Annotated in this window: 14 protein-coding genes; 8 read left to right on the top strand and 6 right to left on the bottom strand. The window is 64.7% G+C overall.

Annotated elements, in window-relative coordinates; all coding sequences use genetic code 11:
• Positions 1–36 precede the first annotated feature (36 nt).
• Positions 37–1,113 (bottom strand): LLM class flavin-dependent oxidoreductase, encoded by a 1,077-nt coding sequence (locus tag B0G62_RS14035; protein WP_103704806.1) that lies wholly within the window; start codon positions 1,111–1,113, stop codon positions 37–39.
• Between the two features lie 259 nt (positions 1,114–1,372).
• Here B0G62_RS14035 and B0G62_RS14030 point away from each other — a divergent pair, with 259 nt between their 5' ends.
• Positions 1,373–2,434 (top strand): LLM class flavin-dependent oxidoreductase, encoded by a 1,062-nt coding sequence (locus B0G62_RS14030; RefSeq protein ID WP_103704805.1) that lies wholly within the window; start codon positions 1,373–1,375, stop codon positions 2,432–2,434.
• A gap of 1 nt (position 2,435) precedes the next feature.
• On the opposite strand, the gene B0G62_RS14025 is transcribed toward B0G62_RS14030, so the two are convergent.
• The 4 genes from B0G62_RS14025 to B0G62_RS14010 are packed head-to-tail and all read right to left on the bottom strand — an operon-like array spanning position 2,436 to position 6,352.
• Positions 2,436–3,683: an acyl-CoA dehydrogenase family protein gene (locus B0G62_RS14025; protein ID WP_103704804.1), complete on the bottom strand. Its 1,248-nt coding sequence runs from the start codon at positions 3,681–3,683 to the stop codon at positions 2,436–2,438.
• Positions 3,684–3,704: 21 nt separating this feature from the next.
• Positions 3,705–4,727, bottom strand: coding sequence for an NrtA/SsuA/CpmA family ABC transporter substrate-binding protein (locus tag B0G62_RS14020; RefSeq protein ID WP_103704803.1), 1,023 nt, complete (start codon positions 4,725–4,727; stop codon positions 3,705–3,707).
• Between the two features lie 33 nt (positions 4,728–4,760).
• Entirely contained in the window at positions 4,761–5,477 is a 717-nt protein-coding gene (locus tag B0G62_RS14015; protein WP_244193253.1) for an ABC transporter ATP-binding protein, read from the bottom strand.
• A 38-nt stretch (positions 5,478–5,515) separates the two neighbouring features.
• Positions 5,516–6,352: an ABC transporter permease subunit gene (locus tag B0G62_RS14010; protein ID WP_103704801.1), complete on the bottom strand. Its 837-nt coding sequence runs from the start codon at positions 6,350–6,352 to the stop codon at positions 5,516–5,518.
• A gap of 457 nt (positions 6,353–6,809) precedes the next feature.
• Here B0G62_RS14010 and B0G62_RS14005 point away from each other — a divergent pair, with 457 nt between their 5' ends.
• From B0G62_RS14005 to B0G62_RS13980, 6 genes are all read left to right on the top strand, one after another.
• Complete coding sequence (locus B0G62_RS14005) at positions 6,810–7,709, top strand: TauD/TfdA dioxygenase family protein (RefSeq protein WP_181315583.1); 900 nt, start codon at positions 6,810–6,812, stop codon at positions 7,707–7,709.
• Between the two features lie 58 nt (positions 7,710–7,767).
• Entirely contained in the window at positions 7,768–8,823 is a 1,056-nt protein-coding gene (locus B0G62_RS14000) for an ABC transporter substrate-binding protein (RefSeq protein WP_103704800.1), read from the top strand.
• A 73-nt stretch (positions 8,824–8,896) separates the two neighbouring features.
• The gene (locus tag B0G62_RS13995; protein WP_244193239.1) at positions 8,897–9,877 is read left to right on the top strand and encodes an ABC transporter ATP-binding protein; all 981 of its coding nucleotides are present in this window, start codon (positions 8,897–8,899) and stop codon (positions 9,875–9,877) included.
• On the top strand, positions 9,874–10,776 hold the full coding sequence (locus B0G62_RS13990) for an ABC transporter permease (RefSeq protein WP_103704799.1): 903 nt from the start codon (positions 9,874–9,876) through the stop codon (positions 10,774–10,776). The genes B0G62_RS13995 and B0G62_RS13990 overlap by 4 nt, the downstream gene beginning before the upstream one ends.
• A gap of 153 nt (positions 10,777–10,929) precedes the next feature.
• Positions 10,930–12,423: an MFS transporter gene (locus tag B0G62_RS13985; protein ID WP_103704798.1), complete on the top strand. Its 1,494-nt coding sequence runs from the start codon at positions 10,930–10,932 to the stop codon at positions 12,421–12,423.
• Positions 12,420–13,883 carry an MFS transporter gene (locus B0G62_RS13980; RefSeq protein ID WP_244193238.1) on the top strand — a complete coding sequence of 488 codons (1,464 nt, stop codon included), beginning with the start codon at positions 12,420–12,422 and terminating at the stop codon, positions 13,881–13,883. The genes B0G62_RS13985 and B0G62_RS13980 overlap by 4 nt, the downstream gene beginning before the upstream one ends.
• Here the strand turns inward: B0G62_RS13980 and B0G62_RS13975 are convergent.
• Positions 13,867–14,835 carry a LysR family transcriptional regulator gene (locus B0G62_RS13975; RefSeq protein ID WP_103704797.1) on the bottom strand — a complete coding sequence of 323 codons (969 nt, stop codon included), beginning with the start codon at positions 14,833–14,835 and terminating at the stop codon, positions 13,867–13,869. The genes B0G62_RS13980 and B0G62_RS13975 overlap by 17 nt on opposite strands.
• A 363-nt stretch (positions 14,836–15,198) precedes the next feature.
• On the opposite strand from B0G62_RS13975, the gene B0G62_RS13970 reads away from it, so the two are divergent.
• The gene (locus tag B0G62_RS13970) at positions 15,199–17,325 is read left to right on the top strand and encodes a TonB-dependent siderophore receptor (RefSeq protein ID WP_407671165.1); all 2,127 of its coding nucleotides are present in this window, start codon (positions 15,199–15,201) and stop codon (positions 17,323–17,325) included.
• Positions 17,326–17,343 lie beyond the last annotated feature (18 nt).

Genomic DNA, 17,343 nt, shown 5'->3' with positions numbered 1-17,343 from the left:
GGACGTTTCGTGGACGTTTCGTGGGCGTTGGCGGGTTCAGGCGGCGGCGCGCACGCGGCTGGTCAGTTCCCGCGTGGCCGGAATCAGCACGCGGCCATAGTCCGCGGCGTCTTCAAGCGGGTCGAAGCCGCGAATCAGGAAGGTCGAAACGCCGATCTCGTGGTACTCCGCGAGCGTCTGCGCGACCTGCTCGGGCGTGCCCACCAGCGCCGTGGAATTCGAACGCCCGCCGATTTCCTTCGCAACGGCCGTCCACAGGCGATCGTCGGCGCGCACGCCGTCACCGGCCGCGCCCAGCAGCCGCCGCGCGCCTTCGCTTTCGAGCGGGCCGCCCTTGTCCAGACCCTGGGCGGCGCGCAGGCGCCGCGTCTCGTCGAGGATATGTTCTGCGCGTTCCCACGCGGCTTTTTCCGTATCGGCGAGGATCGGCCGGAACGACACGGAAAAGCGCACGTTGCGGCCATGCTTCGCGGCTTCGGCGCGCACGCGGGCGATCAGGTCGGCGACGCCCTGTTTCGATTCGCCCCACAAGGCGTAGACGTCGGCGTGCTTGCCCGCAACGGTCAGCGCCGCCTCCGATGCGCCGCCGAAGTAGATCGGCACGTGTGGCTGCTGGCGCGGCTTGACCTCGGAAAACGCCTGTTCGAAGCGGTAATAGCGGCCCGTGTGATCGAATGGCTTGTCCTCGGTCCAGACGCGCTTGAGCACCTGGAGATATTCGTCGGTGCGCGCGTAGCGTTCGTCGTGGCTCAGGAAATCGCCGTCGCGGCGCTGGTCGGTGTCGCTGCCGCCCGAGATGAAGTGCACGGCGAGACGGCCGCCCGAAAAGTGATCGAGCGTGGCGATCTGGCGCGCGGCCAGCGTGGGCGCGACGAAGCCGGGACGATGCGCGAGCATGAAGTGCACGCGCGAGGTGACGCTCGCGGCATAGGCGATGGTCAGCGTGGCATCGGGGCTGGTCGAGCTATGCGGCACGAGAATGCGGTCGAAGCCGGCGCGCTCGTGCGCCTGGGCAAAGTCGCGGACGTAATCGACGTCGATGGCGGGGCCGCTGGCCTGGTGCGTTTCCGACACCTTGCGCTGCTGGATCATGCCGATGAATTCAACACTCATGCTGCCTCCCTGGTTTGCGGTTTCAGGAAGACTAGCATCGAGTCATGCGAAGTTTAAATATTGAATGCGTATAAATATTCCACATTGGCATCATGTGGGCTCGTGCCCGGCACGCCGTCGACGGTGCCGCCGATGGTACCGATGAAGGGGCGCTAATACGTTTTCGTGGCTTGGATATCAGGAGATATTGGAAGGACCGCGTGACGCGCGGCGTTAGCATGGATGCCCCGTTAACTTCGCCTTTCCACGCCTTCACGCAATGTCTCGTTCTTTTCCCCGTTTTGGCATCTGGGCGCTCGTGCACGGCAGCCGCGCGGCGCTGCAGGATCCCGCCGAACCCTACGATGCATCGTGGGCGCGCAACAAGGCGCTCGTGCTCGAAGCCGAGCGTCTGGGTTTCGATTCGGTGCTCGTCGCGCAGCATACGGTCAATCCGCACGATCCCACGCTCGATCAGCTGGAAGCGTGGACCGCCTCGGCGGCATTGGCGGCGCTCACCTCGCGCATCGAAATCATCGCCGCCATCAAGCCGTTTCTCTATCATCCGGTCGTGCTCGCGAAGATGGCGCAGCAGATCGAGCACATCAGCGGCGGACGCTTCGCGATCAACCTCGTGAATGCCTGGAATCGCGCGGAGCTGGAGCGCGCCGGTATTCCGTTTGCCGAGCACGACGATCGCTACGCCTACGGTCGCGAATGGATCACGGTCGTCGATGCGTTGCTGCGCGGTCAGCGCGTCAGCCATCACGGCGAGCGCTTTCATATCGATGACTATCAGTTGCTGCCCGCCGATCCGTTCCGCGCCCGCCCGCGCATCTATGTGGGCGGCGAGTCGGAGCCGGCGCGCGCGCTGGTGGCCGGGCACGGCGACGTCTGGTTCATCAACGGCCAGCCGCTCGACGATGTCGCGGGCCTGATCGCCGACGTGTCGGCGCGCGCGCGGCCCGCGGGGCAGGACGCCTTGCGCTTTGGTCTATCGGCGTTCGTGATTGCACGCGAGACCCAGGCGCAGGCCGAGGCGCATCTCGATCATCTGTTCGCGCTGGCGGAGCTGGACAAGCCGCTGCGCGAGCGGCAGCAGGTCAACATCGACCCGAACGTCGAGATGTTCAAGACCTTTGCCCGTTCCGCGCGCGTCGGCTCCAATGGAGGGACGGCGGCGGGACTCGTGGGCGATTACGATTCGGTCGCGCGGCGCATCGCCGATTTTTACCGCGCGGGAGTCGAACTCTTCATGCTCCAGTTCCAGCCTTTCGAGGATGACATGCGACGCTTCGCGCAGGAGATCGTGCCGCGCGTGCGCCGCGAACTGGCGGCCTGAATCAGAAGAACGCGCCCGTAGGCGGTAGCTGCCCGGTCAGCAGGTTCTGGCCGAGCAGCCGCTCTTTATAGAGACGCGGATTGTGCGAGGCGATCACCTTGATATTGCGCCAGTGCCGGTCCAGCGCGGCGACGCTCGACACGGCCGAGCCGGAGCCGAGGTCGATCAGCCAACTGGCGACTTGCGGCGCAAGATCGTCGATCACGACCTTGGCTTCCGAGGCGGCCAGCGTCGCGGCGAGGGTGCTCGCATATTCGTCGCTCGTGCCGTTCTTTTGCGCGGCATGTTCCAGCGCCTGCACGGCGCGCTGCGCAGTCGCTTCGATGCTCGTGGCGTAGGCGCGTATGCGTCCGAGCAACGCCTGCAAGGCCGGTTCGTCGGCGGGCTGCGCGGCTTCGCCGTGATAGAAGTTGCGCTGCCGCGTGCGCAGCACCGCCACCGCGTCCAGCACCACGCGCCGCACGATGCCGGCGATGCAGTTGGTGAGATAGACCTGATGAAAAGTGAAGCCCCATGGTGCGGCCTCAGGCGCTTTCGGCGGGTCGCACGCATAGACATGCGCGGCTTGCACCACGACGTCGCGAAACCGCGCTGTGCCCGAGCCGGTGAGGCGCTGGCCGAAGCCTTGCCAGTCGTCTTCCGTGGCGACGCCTTCGCCGCGCTCCAGCACGTATTGCACGGTGTCGTTCGCGCGGCTTTCGACTGCCACCCCGACGAAGGCGTCGTTGTAGAGATTGCCGGTCGCATAGACCTTGTCGCCCGAGCCCACGTAGACCTGCCTGCGCGCGTCCCATTCCAGCCGGCTCAGCACGCGGCTCGAGCGCGCGCCCGCCGCCGTCGCGTCGCTGTCGGCGAAGCTGAGCCCGACGCTCTTGCGCCGGCGCGCGAGATCGAGCACGTGAGCGTGGAAAGGATGGTCGCGGCGTTGCAGGGCGGCTTCCACTTGCCAGAAGTGATTGCGAAAGGCGTGGGCGATGTTCGAATCGGCCGCGGCGAGGTCGCGCGCGAGCGCGAAAAGCTCGCTCAACGACACGCCGTGGCCACCATCGTCGGCGCTCAGACGCAATGCGCCAAAGCCGAGTGATTTGAGCGTCGCGATCTCGGCATGCGGCAGGCGCTGCTCGCGCTCGCGCCGGGCTGCCGTCGCGGCGATCTCGCCGAAGGCTTCGGCGAACCCGAGCGACGCCGCTAACGGCGAGACGAGCGCGGGCGCGCCCGCGCCCAGTGATTGCGTGGGGATTTCAGACATACATATTCCCGTTCGCGCGCGTCACACCTTGACGCTGTAATCGGCGACCTTGATGGGCGCGTTAATGATCTTGCGTTGCGCGAGCCAATCCGCCGCGCGCTGGAACTGCGCCATGAAGGCGGCGTCGTCCGGCTCGTGGAACTGATTTACGCGCTTGAGGCTTGCGAGATAGTCGCGCACCTGATCCGGATATTTCGCCTCTCGCTGCACGAGTAGTTCCGATTCGGCCGGATGCTGCGACTGCCAGGCGCCTTCCACGTAATACGCGTCGAGCACGGCGCGCACCAGCTCGGAGTTTTCTTCCGTGAACTTGCGACGCGTCACGAGCGAGCTGTAGTCGATCAGGAAGTCGAGATCGCGGCCTTCGTTGAAAATGTCCTTCGCGTCGTTCGAATAGCGCGCGATATCGACGGCGGGCGACCACATCGACCACGCGTCAACCCGGCCTTGCGCAAAGGCCGGCGCGGCATCGGGCGGATTCAGATAGACGAACTCGACCTTGCTGCGATCGACATGATGCTTCTCCAGCGCCGCGATGAGCAGGAATTCGCCCAGCCCCGAGCGGTTCACCGCGACCTTGCGGCCCGCAAGATCGGCCACCGAATTGATACCGCTTGTCTTCTTCACGATGATGGCGGTGGAGCGCGGCGAATACACGTCGAAGCCGGTGAAGACGATGGGAGAGCCGGCCAGCATGGCGGCGAGCGCGGGTGTCGTCGATCCCCAGAAGCCGAAATCCGCGCTGCCGCCCACAACGGCCTGAATCGAGGGAGCATGGTTCGGAAACGGGCCGATCCATTCGACCTTGATGTTTTTCGCCGCGAGCGTTTTCTCGAACACCCCGCGTTGTTTGGCAATGTCGGGCAGCGCGCCATAGCCCCAGCCGATGCGGACCGTGTCGGTGTTGCGGGTGAGTTTGAGCGGTTGCGCAGATTGTGCCGCTTGTGCTGCCTGTGCGGGCAGGAGGCGTGCGGCGGCCGCGCCGGCCAGCAGTCCACCCGCCGCGCGCAGAAGCCGGCGGCGAGTCAGTGACGCGTCATTCATTCGTTGTCCTTTCTTGTTTTCAGGGGAGGCGGCTCAGTGGGACTGAACGCCGAGTTCCTGGAGTAGCGTGAGCCGCAAGGCCTGCGGCGTGTGGTCTTTGGGTTCGAACGAAGCGGCGATGCGCCCCGCGCGCATGACGAGAATCCGGTCGGCGAGCGCCAGCGCCTCATCGACGTCATGCGTCACGATGAGCACACCCGGCGAGTGACGGGCGACCAGCTCCTTGACGAGTCCGTGCATCTTGATGCGCGTGAGCGCGTCAAGCGCGGCAAACGGCTCGTCGAGCAACAACAGCGCGGGGTCGCGCACGAGCGCGCGCGCCAGAGCGACGCGTTGTGCCTGACCGCCGGAAAGATTGCGCGGCCAGTCCTGCTCGCGGCCCGCCAGGCCCACTTCGGCCAGCGCGCGGGATGCGCCCGCGCGGCCGATGCTCGATTCGTGGCCGAGCGCGACGTTCTCCCACAACGTCGCCCACGGCAGCAGGCGATGCTCCTGAAACACCACGGACGGCCGATCGGGCGCGCGAATCTGCCCGGCATCCGGCTTGTCCAGACCCGCGAGCGAGCGCAGCAGCGTGGTCTTGCCGCAGCCGCTTTCGCCCAGCAGCGCGACGAATTCGCCTTGGCGGATATCGAGGTCGAGTGCATCGATCACGACGCGTGTGCCATATCGGCGTTGAAGTCCGCGTACCGATACGGCCAGCGCCGACGCAGTGATTTCGGCTTCGTTTTCGGCTTCGCGGCGAGGCATGGCGTTCGCGCGGGGCGAGAGCGTGGCAGTGGCGCTCATTATTTCTCTCCCTTCGTGTAATTCGCGTGCCACGACAGGAAGCGCGCTTCGAGCGAGCGAACCAGGGCGTCGGCGATGACGCCGATGATCGCGTAAATAATCATGGTCAACAGAATCACGTTGGTCTGCAGGAATTCGCGTGCGTCCATCGCCAGGAAGCCGATGCCTTTTGTCGTCGCAAGCGTTTCGGCGATCACGAGCGCGAGCCATGCGTGCGCCAGTGCATAGCGCACGCCGGTGAGGATGGCGGGCATCGCGCCGGGCAGAATGATCCGCCGCACCACGGCCGGCCATTTCATCCCGATCACCTTGGCGAGTTCCATCAGCTTCGGATCGATCTGACGGATGCCGAGCATGGTGTTGATGTAAACCGGAAACAGCACGGCGAGCGCAACCAGAAAAATCTTCGCGCCTTCACCCACGCCGAACCACACGATGACGAGCGGCAGCATCGCGAGAAAAGGGATGGCGCGCACCATCTGGATCGACCGGTCGATCAGTGCCTGCGCGAGCTGCGAGAAGCCGACGAGAACGCCGAGCGCAAGCCCGATTGCGCCGCCGATCAGAAAACCGCATGCCGCACGCAGCAGCGACACGCCAAGGTGAACGAACAGGTCGCCGTTGCGGGCCAGATTCCATGCCGTGACGGCGACGCTGCTGGGCGCCGGCAGCACTTGCGGCTCGATCCAGCCCACGCGCGCGGCGAGTTCCCAGATCACGACGATCAACACGGGGATGGCCCATGAAAGCCAGTAGTAAACGCGGTCTTTCGAAAGCCGCAAGCCGCCTCGTGACGACGGGATGTAGTGATTTGAAGAAGAGGTGACGTCAGCCATGTCGGTTCCGGGATTGCGATGAACAGAGACAACCGTGGGTAAAAGCCTTCCATGCGGTTGGCTGCGTGGCCTGGCTCGCAGTGCGCGGTGCGGGCGCTTCATTGAAAAAATCCGCGTTTGCGCGGCAAGAAGCTGGTTATTAAAGACGGTATGGCGCTGCGGTGACAAACGGTTTTTTGTGCTTTGCTTTTCCGGATTGCTGCGCTGGAGTTAATGCTTGCGTCATGCGCATATCGCATGATTAAATGCGGAAAAGATGCGCGCCACGAATGATCGATCGGAGCGCTTAATGCCGATTTGAGCTATGCATATACGCAAACGCGATTACGCGAGGCGGCCCTGTATGCGTTAGCAGCGGCTTTATGACTCGATTGGATAAACGTATCGGATTTGCTTCGTTGTCAGCCTTTGTAAGCGCACGTAGATTGAGCCTTTTGGCACCGATAAGGCATCCCGCGTGACTACGACCGCTTCTTTGCCCGCGCATATCGCTCAAGACGCGCAACAGCATTTCGACATCCGTGCGCTCGATGCGCCGCTGGGCGCCGAGGTCATCGGCCTCGACCTCGCGAAGCCGCTTGGCGCACAGGATTTCGCGCGCCTGCATCGCGCTCACCTCGATCATCATGTGCTGGTCTTTCGCGACCAGCACATCACGCCCGAACAGCAGATCGCTTTTTCGCGGCGCTTCGGGCCGCTGCAGATTCACGTGCTGCATCAGTTCGCGCTGCCCGATCACCCGGAAGTGCTGATCGTTTCGAATATCGTCGAGAACGGCAAACCGGTGGGGCTCGGCGATGCCGGCCACTTCTGGCACTCGGACCTTTCGTACAAGGAAAAGCCCAGCCTCGGATCGATGTTGCACGCGCAGGAATTGCCCTCGGAGGGCGGCGATACGCTGTTCGCCAACATGCATCTCGCGTGGGACACGTTGCCCGAGCGTCTGCGCCGCGCGGTCGAGGGCCGGCGCGCCGAGCATACCTATCTCGCGCGCTACGCCGAACTCCAGGAGCGCAGCCCGTGGCGGCCGAATCTTTCCGCCGAGCAGATCGCGCAGGTGAAACCGGTCGTGCATCCGGTGGTCCGCACGCATCCCGAGACGGGGCGCAAGGCGCTCTTCGTCAGCGAGCACTTCACGACGCGCATCGTCGATCTACCCGACGACGAAAGCCGCGCGCTGCTGGACGAACTCTTTGCGCACAGCGTACGCGATGAGTTTTTGTATCGGCATGTCTGGCGCGAACACGACATGGTGTTCTGGGACAACCGCTCGCTGATGCATCTCGCGGCGGGCACGCCCGACCATCTGCGCCGCAGGCTCTATCGCACGACGATCGAAGGCGACGCGCCGTTTTGAGTCGCGCGGCGCCGCATTGAATTACGCATTTCCAATACGACAATCACGGGGTATTTCCATGCCGTTCCTGCTTCGCACCGCGTTCACGCGCGGCGCGCACACCTTGCGCCGCGCCGCTGCGCCCGCACTTTGCGCCGTGCTGGCCGTGACGGCGCTGGCGACCACGCAGCCGGCGCGCGCCGAAGGCACCATCCGTATCGCCGAGCAGTTCGGCGTGGTGTATCTGATGCTCAACGTGGCGCGCGATCAACACTACATCGAGCAGGAGGGCCGCAAGGCCGGGCTCGACATCAAGGTGGACTGGATCCGGCTATCGGGTGGCGCGGCCGTCAACGATGCGCTGCTGTCGGGCGCGGTGGATATCGCGGGCGCGGGCGTCGGGCCGCTGCTGACCGTCTGGGACCGCACACACGGGCGTCAGAACGTGAGAGGCGTCGCCTCGCTCGGCAACCTGCCGTATTACCTCGTGAGCACCGATCCGAACGTGAAGACGATCGCGGACTTCACGGCAAAGGACCGCATCGCGGTGCCGGCGGTGGGGGTGTCGGTGCAGTCGCGCGTGCTGCAATACGCAGCGGCGAAGCAGTGGGGCGACAAGCAGTTCGATCGCCTCGACAAATTCACCCAGGCCATTCCGCACCCCGACGCGGCGGCGGCGCTGATTGCGAACAGCAGCGTGATCACGGCGCATTTCGGCAATCCGCCGTTCCAGCAGCAGGAACTGGCCGCCAACCCGAAGGCTCACATCGTCCTTAACTCCTACGACGTGCTGGGCGGCCCGAGTTCCGCGACCGTGCTCTACGCGACGCAGAAGTTCCGCGACGACAACCCGAAGACGTATCGCGCCTTCGTTGCCGCGCTGGCTGATGCCGCGCATCTGATTTCCACCGACCCGGAAAAAGCGGCCGATATCTATATTCGCGTGAATGATTCGAAGATCGACCGCAACCTGCTGCTGAAGATCCTGCGCGACCCGCAGGTGCAGTTCAAGACGGCGCCGCAGAACACGCTGGGACTCGCACAGTCCATGTACCGCACGGGCGCGATCCGCAACGAGCCTAAGTCCTGGCGCGATTATTTCTTCGACGATCCCGCGACTGCGGGCGGTAGCTGATTTCGCGTGCTCGCGCTGTTGGAGCGGCGTAAATGCTGTTTATACGCCGCCGTCAAATGAATATGGCGATTCATTGGTTGGGATGCGCGAGGGCCGCCCGTATGTTGACGTTTTCTCTGCTGGATTTTCGATCGTGAATGCCCAACCGTCCCGACTTGGCGCCCACGCGCCGCTGACGCGCCGTGGCCTTGCTGCCGCAACGCAGGCGCCAGGCGATGCCCAGGCGCGCTTCGCACATCCGGCAGACGCCACGCTGCGCGACGAAGCGGCGCCTGATGGCCGTCTGCTTGCCATCGACGGCGTGAGCCTCGAATACCGCAATCGCGAACGCATCGTGCGGGCGACGCACGAGGTGAGCTTCGACGTCTACGGCGGCGACCGCTTCGTGCTGCTGGGGCCTTCGGGCTGCGGCAAATCCACCTTGCTCAAGGCGATTGCGGGTTTTATCGAGCCGGTCGCCGGGACGATCACGCTGGACGGCCAGACGGTGCGCGGCCCCGGTCCCGATCGTGTGGTCGTGTTCCAGGAGTTCGACCAGTTGCCGCCCTGGAAGACGGTCGTTGAGAACATCGCGTTTCCCTTGCGCGTCGCGCGCAAGCTTTCGCGCAGCGAGGCGAAGGCGCGGGCGTTGCACTACCTCGACAAGGTTGGCCTGGCGGCCTTTGCCGATGCCTACCCGCATACGCTTTCGGGCGGCATGAAACAGCGTGTGGCGATTGCGCGCGCGCTCGCCATGCAGCCGCGCGTGCTGCTGATGGACGAACCCTTCGCCGCGCTCGATGCGCTGACACGGCGCAAGATGCAGGAGGAGCTGCTGCGGCTGTGGGACGACGAGCGCTTCACGCTGCTGTTCGTCACCCATTCGATCGAAGAGGCGCTCGTGGTGGGCAATCGTATTCTGCTGCTCTCGCCGCATCCGGGGCGCGTGCGCGCGGAACTCAACAGCCACGCCTGGTCGCACGCGAGCACCGACGACGACGCCTTCCGCGCGAGCGCCGCCCGCATTCACCACCTCTTGTTCGAGACCGGCACGGACGTGGAGGCACGCGCATGAGCACGCCCCTGAATACATCCGCGATTACGCCAGAACGCACGCTGCCTCCCGTGCGCGCCGAGTACGAGCGCGTGCTGCAACCGGTGCCGCCTGGCGGCGATTCCGTGCCGCTGCCGCTGGTGCGCCGTCTTGCGGACGCAAGCTGGGTGCGGCGCACGCTGATCGCGCTGCTGTTGATCGGGGCGTGGGAAATCACCGCCCGTATCGTCAACAACGATCTGCTCGTGCCCACGTTCGGCGCGACGCTCGAAGCCTTCGTGCAGGGCATCCTGAGCGGAGAGCTACTCGAAAAGACCGCGATTTCCCTGTCCGTGCTGCTGCGCGGCTATGCGATCGGCGTGGTGCTGGCTTTCGCGCTCACTGCGCTGGCGGTGTCCACGCGCGTGGGCCGCGATCTGCTGTCCATGCTGACCGCGATGTTCAACCCGTTGCCGTCGATTGCGTTGTTGCCGATCGCGTTGCTGTGGTTCGGGCTAGGCACCGGCAGTCTCCTGTTCGTGCTCGTGCATGCCGTGCTGTGGCCGCTCGCGCTGAACATGTACACCGGGTTTCTCGGCGTGCCGGCCACGCTGCGGATGGCGGGGCGCAACTACGGGCTGACCGGCCTGCGCCACGTCGCGCTCATTCTGGTGCCGGCGGCGCTGCCGTCGATCATCGCAGGGCTGCGTGTGGGCTGGGCGTTTGCGTGGCGCACGCTGATCGCGGCGGAACTCGTGTTCGGGGCGAGTGCGGGACAAGGCGGACTCGGCTGGTACATCTTCCAGAACCGCAACGAGCTTTATACCGATCGTGTTTTTGCGGGGCTTGCCGCTGTGATCATCATCGGGTTGCTGGTCGAGCACCTGGTCTTCGACACGCTCGAACGCTTCACCGTGAGGCGTTGGGGTGTGCAGCAGTGAGGGTTGTGCGATGACGCGCTGAAAGCCGCCTGAGCGAGAGTCGCGCGCAACATTCCCGCCTTATCGATAAGGATTCTAGAACTCGTTCGTTGTGCCCAATGAAACCGCCTCGTATAACTGCACGCTGTTCTTGCGGTTATTCAGGGGATTATCTTGAGCACTCTCGATATCGATTCGGCTGCTTCAGCGTCTATTTCAGCGCCGGGTTCGGCGCCGATCCGCTCGGCCAGTGACGTTTCGCGATTAATCAACGCCAGCACCGCGCGCGCGAGCCACGCGCGCGTGATCGTGCTGCTCGCGCTCGGCGGCGTGTTTCTCGATGCCTACGATCTGACGACGCTTTCCTATGGCATCCAGGACGTCGTGCGCGAGTTCAACCTCACGCCCACACTCACCGGCATCGTCACGTCTTCGATCATGATCGGGACGATTCTGGGCAGCCTCGTCGGCGGCTGGTTTACCGATCGTATCGGCCGCTATCAGGTCTTCATGGCCGACATGCTGTTCTTCGTGGTCGCGGCAATCGCCGCTGGTCTCGCGCCCAACGTGTGGGTGCTGATTGCCGCGCGCTTTGTCATGGGACTTGGTGTCGGCATCGATTTGCCGGTGGCGATGGCGTTTCTCTCCGAGTTCTCGAAGTTTCAGGGCAGCGGCAACAAGGCGTCGCGCCTGGCCGCGTGGTGCCCGATGTGGTACGCCGCGTCGTCGGTCTGCTTTCTGATCGTGTTCGGGCTGTATTTCCTGCTGCCGCAGGAACACGCGGGCTGGTTGTGGCGCGCTTCGCTGATTTTCGGCGCGGTGCCCGCGCTCATCATCATCGCGGTGCGCAGCCGCTTCATGAACGAGTCGCCGTTGTGGGCCGCGAATCAAGGCAAGCTCGACGACGCCGTGCGCATCCTGCGCGAGTCGTACGGGATACACGCTCACAAGGCTGAAGTTGCGCCCGCATCGAACCATGCGGCAAGTGCGCCCGGCCAGCCGCCCGTGAGTTTTCGCGTGCTGTTCCAGCGTCCTTATCTTGCCCGCACGATCGTCGCGAGCGTGATGAATCTGTGCATCCCATTCGAATACACGGCCATCGCGTTCTTCCTGCCGTCGATTCTTTCGCAGTTCCTGGGCGCAGGCGTGTTCGAAACGATTTCAGCTTCGCTCGCGCTCAACCTTCTGTTTGCATTGACGGGCGGCTTGCTCGGCATGAGGCTCGCGCACACGCGGCCTTCGCGCCATGTCGCGCTGGCAGGCTTTGCGCTGCAATTCGTGGCGCTGGTCGCGCTGGCGCTGCTGGGCCACCCGCAGACGGCGCTGGGAATCGGCATCGCGCTCGCCGGTCTCGGCGCGTGGCTGTTCGCGGAAGGCTTTGGTCCGGGCGCGCAGATGATGATTTACCCGGCGCTCTCGTACCCGACCTCGATTCGCGGCACGGGACTCGGCTTTGGGCGCGCGCTCACGGGCATCGGCAGCGCGGTCGCGCTGTTCGTGCTGCCGATCCTCAACGCGCGGCTTGGCACCGATATGTTCTGGGTCGTGGCGCTGGCGGCGATCATTCCCATCGGTTTTCTCGCGCTCGTGAAGTACGAGCCGACCGAGCACGATATCGACGACGAGGACACGCACGCGCATGATGATGTGGAGCGCGCCGTTACGTGACTTCGGCCGAATTCGACAGCCATCATGCGCGGCCCGTGCTGGGCATCTGCGTGGCGATGGGCTTTACGACCTTGCTCGACCAGACGATTTTTGGCCTTGCGCTGCCGCGCTTGCGCGACAGCCTTCATGCGTCGCCCGATGAGCTTCAACTGATCGTTTCCGTCTACTCGATTGCGTTCGGTATCGCGCTCGTGCCGGCGGGGCGGCTAGGCGATCTCATCGGGCGGCGGCTGTTGTTTCTCATCGGCCTGTCGATGTTCAGCGGCTTCAGCCTGGTCGGCGGCCTGGCGGGCAGCGCGCAGGTGGTCATCGCCGCGCGCCTGTTGCAGGGCGTGGGCGCGGGCATGATCAACACGCAGGTGCTGGGCTTGATCCAGGATCTGTTTCGCGGCGACAGTCAGGCGCGGGCGCTCGGGCGTTATGCGTCCGCCGGCGGTCTGGCGGGGCTGGCCGGTCCCGTGCTGGGCGGCCTGATCCTCGCGCTGACACCGGCTGAAGTCGGCTGGCGCTTGATGTTTCTCGTCAACGTGCCGTTCGGCGTCGTCATTTTCTATCTGGCTTTACGGCATTTGCCGCACAGCGAGTCATCCGGTACGCGATTCTCCATCGATGGCGTGGGGCTGCTGTTGCTGAGCGCCGTGACGCTGTTCTCGATGCTCGCCACGCTGCAGAACGCCAACGCGCTGCTATCCGCGCGAACCTGTCTGGTGGGTGCAATCGGCGGGGCTGTGCTGTTCGTGCTGTGGGAGCGGCGCTATCAGCGCCGGGGCGGCTCGCCGATCCTGGGCGCGGGTTTGACCGGCTCGCCGGGCTATGTGCTGGGCACGCTCGTCGCGATGTTTCAGTTCGCGGGCGGCACCACTTTCGGCATGGTCACGACGCTGTTCTTTCTCGACGGTCTGAAGACCGGGCCGCTTTTGTACGCCTTGTTGTCGATCGCACCCGCCCTGGGGATGATGGTTTCCTCAGCGCGCAGCTGGCGCTTTGCCGCACGCTATGGCCGCATGGGCGTGGTCGCGGCTATCGCCGCGTATATAGCGGCGCTCGTGTTGCTCGGCGCGGGCGTGATGCTCTTGCCGGGAATCGGGATTCTGCTGCTGTATCCGCTGCTCGGCCTGCTGCTGGGGGCGTTCGGCGGCCTGATCCACGCGCCGAATCAGGCGATGGCGCTCGCGGAAGTCGGCGCGGGCGAGGGGCGCGGGACCGCTGCGGGCTTCTTCCAGTTGTCGCAACGGCTGGCTTCGTCAGTGGGCATGTCGTGGGGGATCGGACTGTTCCTGAACGGAGCGAAGGCGAATGGCGGGCTGCTCGCGTGGCGTCAGGCCTTCGGCGAGGCGCTGATCCTGATACTGGGGCTGCTGGGCGGCGCGCTGGCTGCCGCGCTGGGGGACTGGATGCGCAGGCGTCGTATGCGCGCCGTGCGCGTCGGCGTTCTGGGCAATGCTACGGGGCTGGACTGAGCGCTTCGGCCTTCGCTTCATTCTTCGCATCGGCGTGCGGCAGCAAGGCCACGAAATTCGCCACGATCGAATCGACGCCCGTATCGTTGCCTGCACTGTTGCCCGCGCTGTTGCCTGCACTGTTGTCCCTGGCGCGCCAGGTGAGGCCGACGTCCCAGCTTGCGTCGGCATCGTGGATCGGCAAGCACACCACCTTGTCGCCCGGCGAACGCAACGCCGATTCATGCATGATCGACACCCCCAGCCCCGCGCCAACCAGCGAGAGGATGGTGAGCGACTCGTTCGCATGTTGGACGAAACGCGGCTCGAAACGGCGCGACGCGCAGAAACGCACGATGTGATCGTGCAGGCCCGGTGCACGCGCGCGTTGCAGCATCAGAAACGGCAGCGTTTGCAACGTGGCTAGCGCTTCTGTATTGAAGCCCTCGATCGTGTCCGCGAGTGCGCGCGGCATGACGAGCGCGAGCCGGTCCGACAGGATACGCCGGTGCGCCAGCCCCGCCTGCACCGGCAGGCGCACGAATCCCGCCTGAAGGCTGCCTTCGAGCAGCCGCTCCATCTGTTCCGCCGACGACAGATCATGCAGCGCGACCTCGACTTCGGGAAAGCGCTCGCGAAAGCGCGGCAGCACGCGCGACACCGTCTCCACCGTCGAAAAGCTATAGCCGATCGCCAGCCGCCCGACTTCGCCGCGCGCGGCCCGTTTTCCCTGCGAGAAAACGCGCTCAGCCTGTTCGACGAGCGGCCTCGCTTCGTCCAGAAAATAGCGGCCCAGTTCGGTCAATTCCGTGCCATGGCGGTCGCGTCGAAAGAGCGGGGCACCGAGATCGTCTTCGAGCCGCTTGATCTGCTTGGTCAGCGCGGGTTGGGAGAGATTGAGCGTCTGCGAGGCGAAGCCGAAGTGCAGCGAGTCCGCCAGCGTGACAAATGACTTGAGTAAATGGAAGTTCATATCCGCGAGTTATCACCGCCTGGAAAACATGTCATTGGACCGCGCGGCGCGGCTATGTTGGAATTCGGGTTCGCGCAGTATAGCGGGCGCTTTACGTCGGAGTGCCATGTAATTCATATATGGAATGACGTGATTTCGTTATTCGAATAGCCGTATGCGGACGCATTTAAATACGTGTCAACGCAACGGTACCGTCGCTCGTTCAAGGGCGGATTGACTTGCAGGTAATACATGAAAAGATTGTCGGGGGGAACGCGCGGCGCTTTTGCACCGCGTGTCATGGCGCGCACACTCGCGCGTCCGGTGGGACTGGGTGTAGGTCTGGGTCTGGGTTTGAGCTTCATGGCGGTTCATTCGCTTGCGATGGCGCAGGAACAGGCCGCATCTTCAACGGCGGCGAGCGACGCCCAGGTGTTGCCAACCGTCACGGTCAACGGCACCAACGGCAACGGATGGCGTGCGCGCACGGCCTCGGTCGCCGGTTACGACAACGCTTCGCTGCACGATACGCCCGCTTCGATCACCGTCGTTACGCGCGCGCAGCTCGACGACCAGCAGGCCAAACGCCTGAGCGACGTGGTGCGCAACGACGCATCGGTGAACAACGACTACGCGCCGGTCGGCTACTACGAAGGTTTTTCGATTCGCGGGTTCGCGCTCGATCCGGCCAGCGCTTATCGCCTCGACGGTCTCACCCTCACGGGCGAGCAGAACGTCGCGCTGGAAAACAAGGAGCGCGTGGAGATTCTCAAGGGTCTCGCGGGTATCGATAGCGGCGTGATCGCGCCGGGCGGCGTGGTCAATTACGTGAGCAAGCGGCCCGAGAACGTGGCGAGCGTCACGGCGGGCGTCGATAGCCGCGGCTCGACATCGGCGGCGGTCGATCTGGGGCGGCGCTTCGGTCCCGACGACCAGTTCGGGCTGCGCGTGAATGCCGCGAAAGAAAACATGCACTCGTATATCGACGGCACCAACGGCCGCCGCAGTTTCGGCTCGATTGCGGCGGACTGGAATATCGATCCGCGCGCGAGTCTGCAACTGAACGCGGAATTCCAGCAGTGGATCCAGCGTTCGGCGTCGGGCTATCAATTGCTGGGGGGCACCGTGGTGCCTGCGGCGGTGTCGTCGTCGAAGCTGCTGGGCGCGCAATCGTGGGCCAAGCCCGTGACCACGGAAGCGCTCAACATCAACGGCCGCTTCGACTACGCGTTCAACGATAACTGGCGCGCGTATGTAGCGGCCGGGCGCAGCCGCACGATGATCGACGATAACGTCGCCTTCGTGTACGGCTGCTATTACGCGGCAAGCTGCAGCGCGGGCAATACCTCGCCGTACTTCTTCGGCGCGAATGGCGACTACGACGTCTACGACTATCGCAGCCCCGGCGAATACCGCCGCAACGACGAGATGCGCGCCGCCGTCGACGGCAAGTTCACGACCGGCGCGCTGCGTCATGACGTGCTGTTCGGCACGAGCGCGCTGCATCGCGTGGTGCATCTGTCCGATGCCGTCTACGACTACGTGGGCAGCGAAAACATCTATGGCCCCGACCTCGAATTCTCGCCGTCGCCCAATTCGCCGAGCGTGTCGTATCCGCAGCTCGACGCCTGGCAGTATTCGCTGTTCGCTACCGACCGCGTGAGTCTGGGCGAGCACTGGGAGGTGCTGGCGGGTGGCCGTGCGGTGTTCCTGCGCCAGAAGTCGTGGACGAGCCAGGAGGGTCCCGAAAGCGGCACCGACAAATCGGCGCTGCTGCCGCAGATCGCGCTCGTCTACAAGCCGGTCGCGCCGTTGTCGCTCTATGCCTCGTACAGCAAGGATCTTTCGCTGGGCGATCAGGCTCCGGTGCGGGCGAGCAATGCCTATTCGTTCCTGCCGCCCGTCGAGTCGCATCAGTACGAAATCGGCGCGAAGTACGACTGGGCCAACCGGCTGAGCCTCACGGCGGCCGTGTTCTCGATCACCAAGCCGTTCGAATATGCGCAGCCGGATGCGTCGGAGTCGGGCTATACCTTCGTGCAACACGGCACGGAGCGTCACGACGGCGTCGAGCTGTCGGCATCGGGGCGCGTGAGCGAACGCGTTTCGGTGACGGCCAGCGTCGCCGCCATCCGCGCGCGCGCCTACGATTCGGGCACGCCCGCTTACGAAGGCCATCAGGTCATCAACGTGCCGGCGCTGCATGCGGCGCTCAACGCGGACTGGTCGGTGCCGGGACTGGCGGGTTTCGATCTGCTGGGCGGCCTTGAATACAGTTCGAGCCGCAACGCCAACGAGGAGGGCACCGCGCGCGTGCCGGGCTGGATCGTGGTCAACGCGGGCGCGCGCTATACGACGAAGATCGGCGGCCACCGCACCGTCGTGCGGCTGTGGGTCGACAACCTCTTTAACCGCTACTACTGGCGCGATGCGGGCGAGCAGCAGGGCGACGCCTATCTGTTCCTTGGGGCGCCGCGCACGGCGCGCCTGTCCGTGACTTACGACTTCTGAGCGCGGCGGCGCCTGACC

The sequence above is a fragment of the Paraburkholderia eburnea genome, assembly GCF_002917095.1.
Classification (GTDB): Bacteria; Pseudomonadota; Gammaproteobacteria; order Burkholderiales; family Burkholderiaceae; genus Paraburkholderia; species Paraburkholderia eburnea.
Note: the sequence above shows the minus strand (reverse complement) of the source record. Positions and strands in the feature narration are given on the sequence as shown.

What these genes read in the sequence shown, in the direction of transcription:
- B0G62_RS14035 (WP_103704806.1), bottom strand. Translation starts at nt 1,113, where the DNA reads ATGAGTGTTGAATTCATCGGCATGATCCAGCAGCGCAAGGTGTCGGAA.
- B0G62_RS14030 (WP_103704805.1), top strand. Translation starts at nt 1,373, where the DNA reads ATGTCTCGTTCTTTTCCCCGTTTTGGCATCTGGGCGCTCGTGCACGGC.
- B0G62_RS14025 (WP_103704804.1), bottom strand. Translation starts at nt 3,683, where the DNA reads ATGTCTGAAATCCCCACGCAATCACTGGGCGCGGGCGCGCCCGCGCTC.
- B0G62_RS14020 (WP_103704803.1), bottom strand. Translation starts at nt 4,727, where the DNA reads ATGAATGACGCGTCACTGACTCGCCGCCGGCTTCTGCGCGCGGCGGGT.
- B0G62_RS14015 (WP_244193253.1), bottom strand. Translation starts at nt 5,477, where the DNA reads ATGCCTCGCCGCGAAGCCGAAAACGAAGCCGAAATCACTGCGTCGGCG.
- B0G62_RS14010 (WP_103704801.1), bottom strand. Translation starts at nt 6,352, where the DNA reads ATGGCTGACGTCACCTCTTCTTCAAATCACTACATCCCGTCGTCACGA.
- B0G62_RS14000 (WP_103704800.1), top strand. Translation starts at nt 7,768, where the DNA reads ATGCCGTTCCTGCTTCGCACCGCGTTCACGCGCGGCGCGCACACCTTG.
- B0G62_RS13990 (WP_103704799.1), top strand. Translation starts at nt 9,874, where the DNA reads ATGAGCACGCCCCTGAATACATCCGCGATTACGCCAGAACGCACGCTG.
- B0G62_RS13975 (WP_103704797.1), bottom strand. Translation starts at nt 14,835, where the DNA reads ATGAACTTCCATTTACTCAAGTCATTTGTCACGCTGGCGGACTCGCTG.
- B0G62_RS13970 (WP_407671165.1), top strand. Translation starts at nt 15,199, where the DNA reads ATGGCGCAGGAACAGGCCGCATCTTCAACGGCGGCGAGCGACGCCCAG.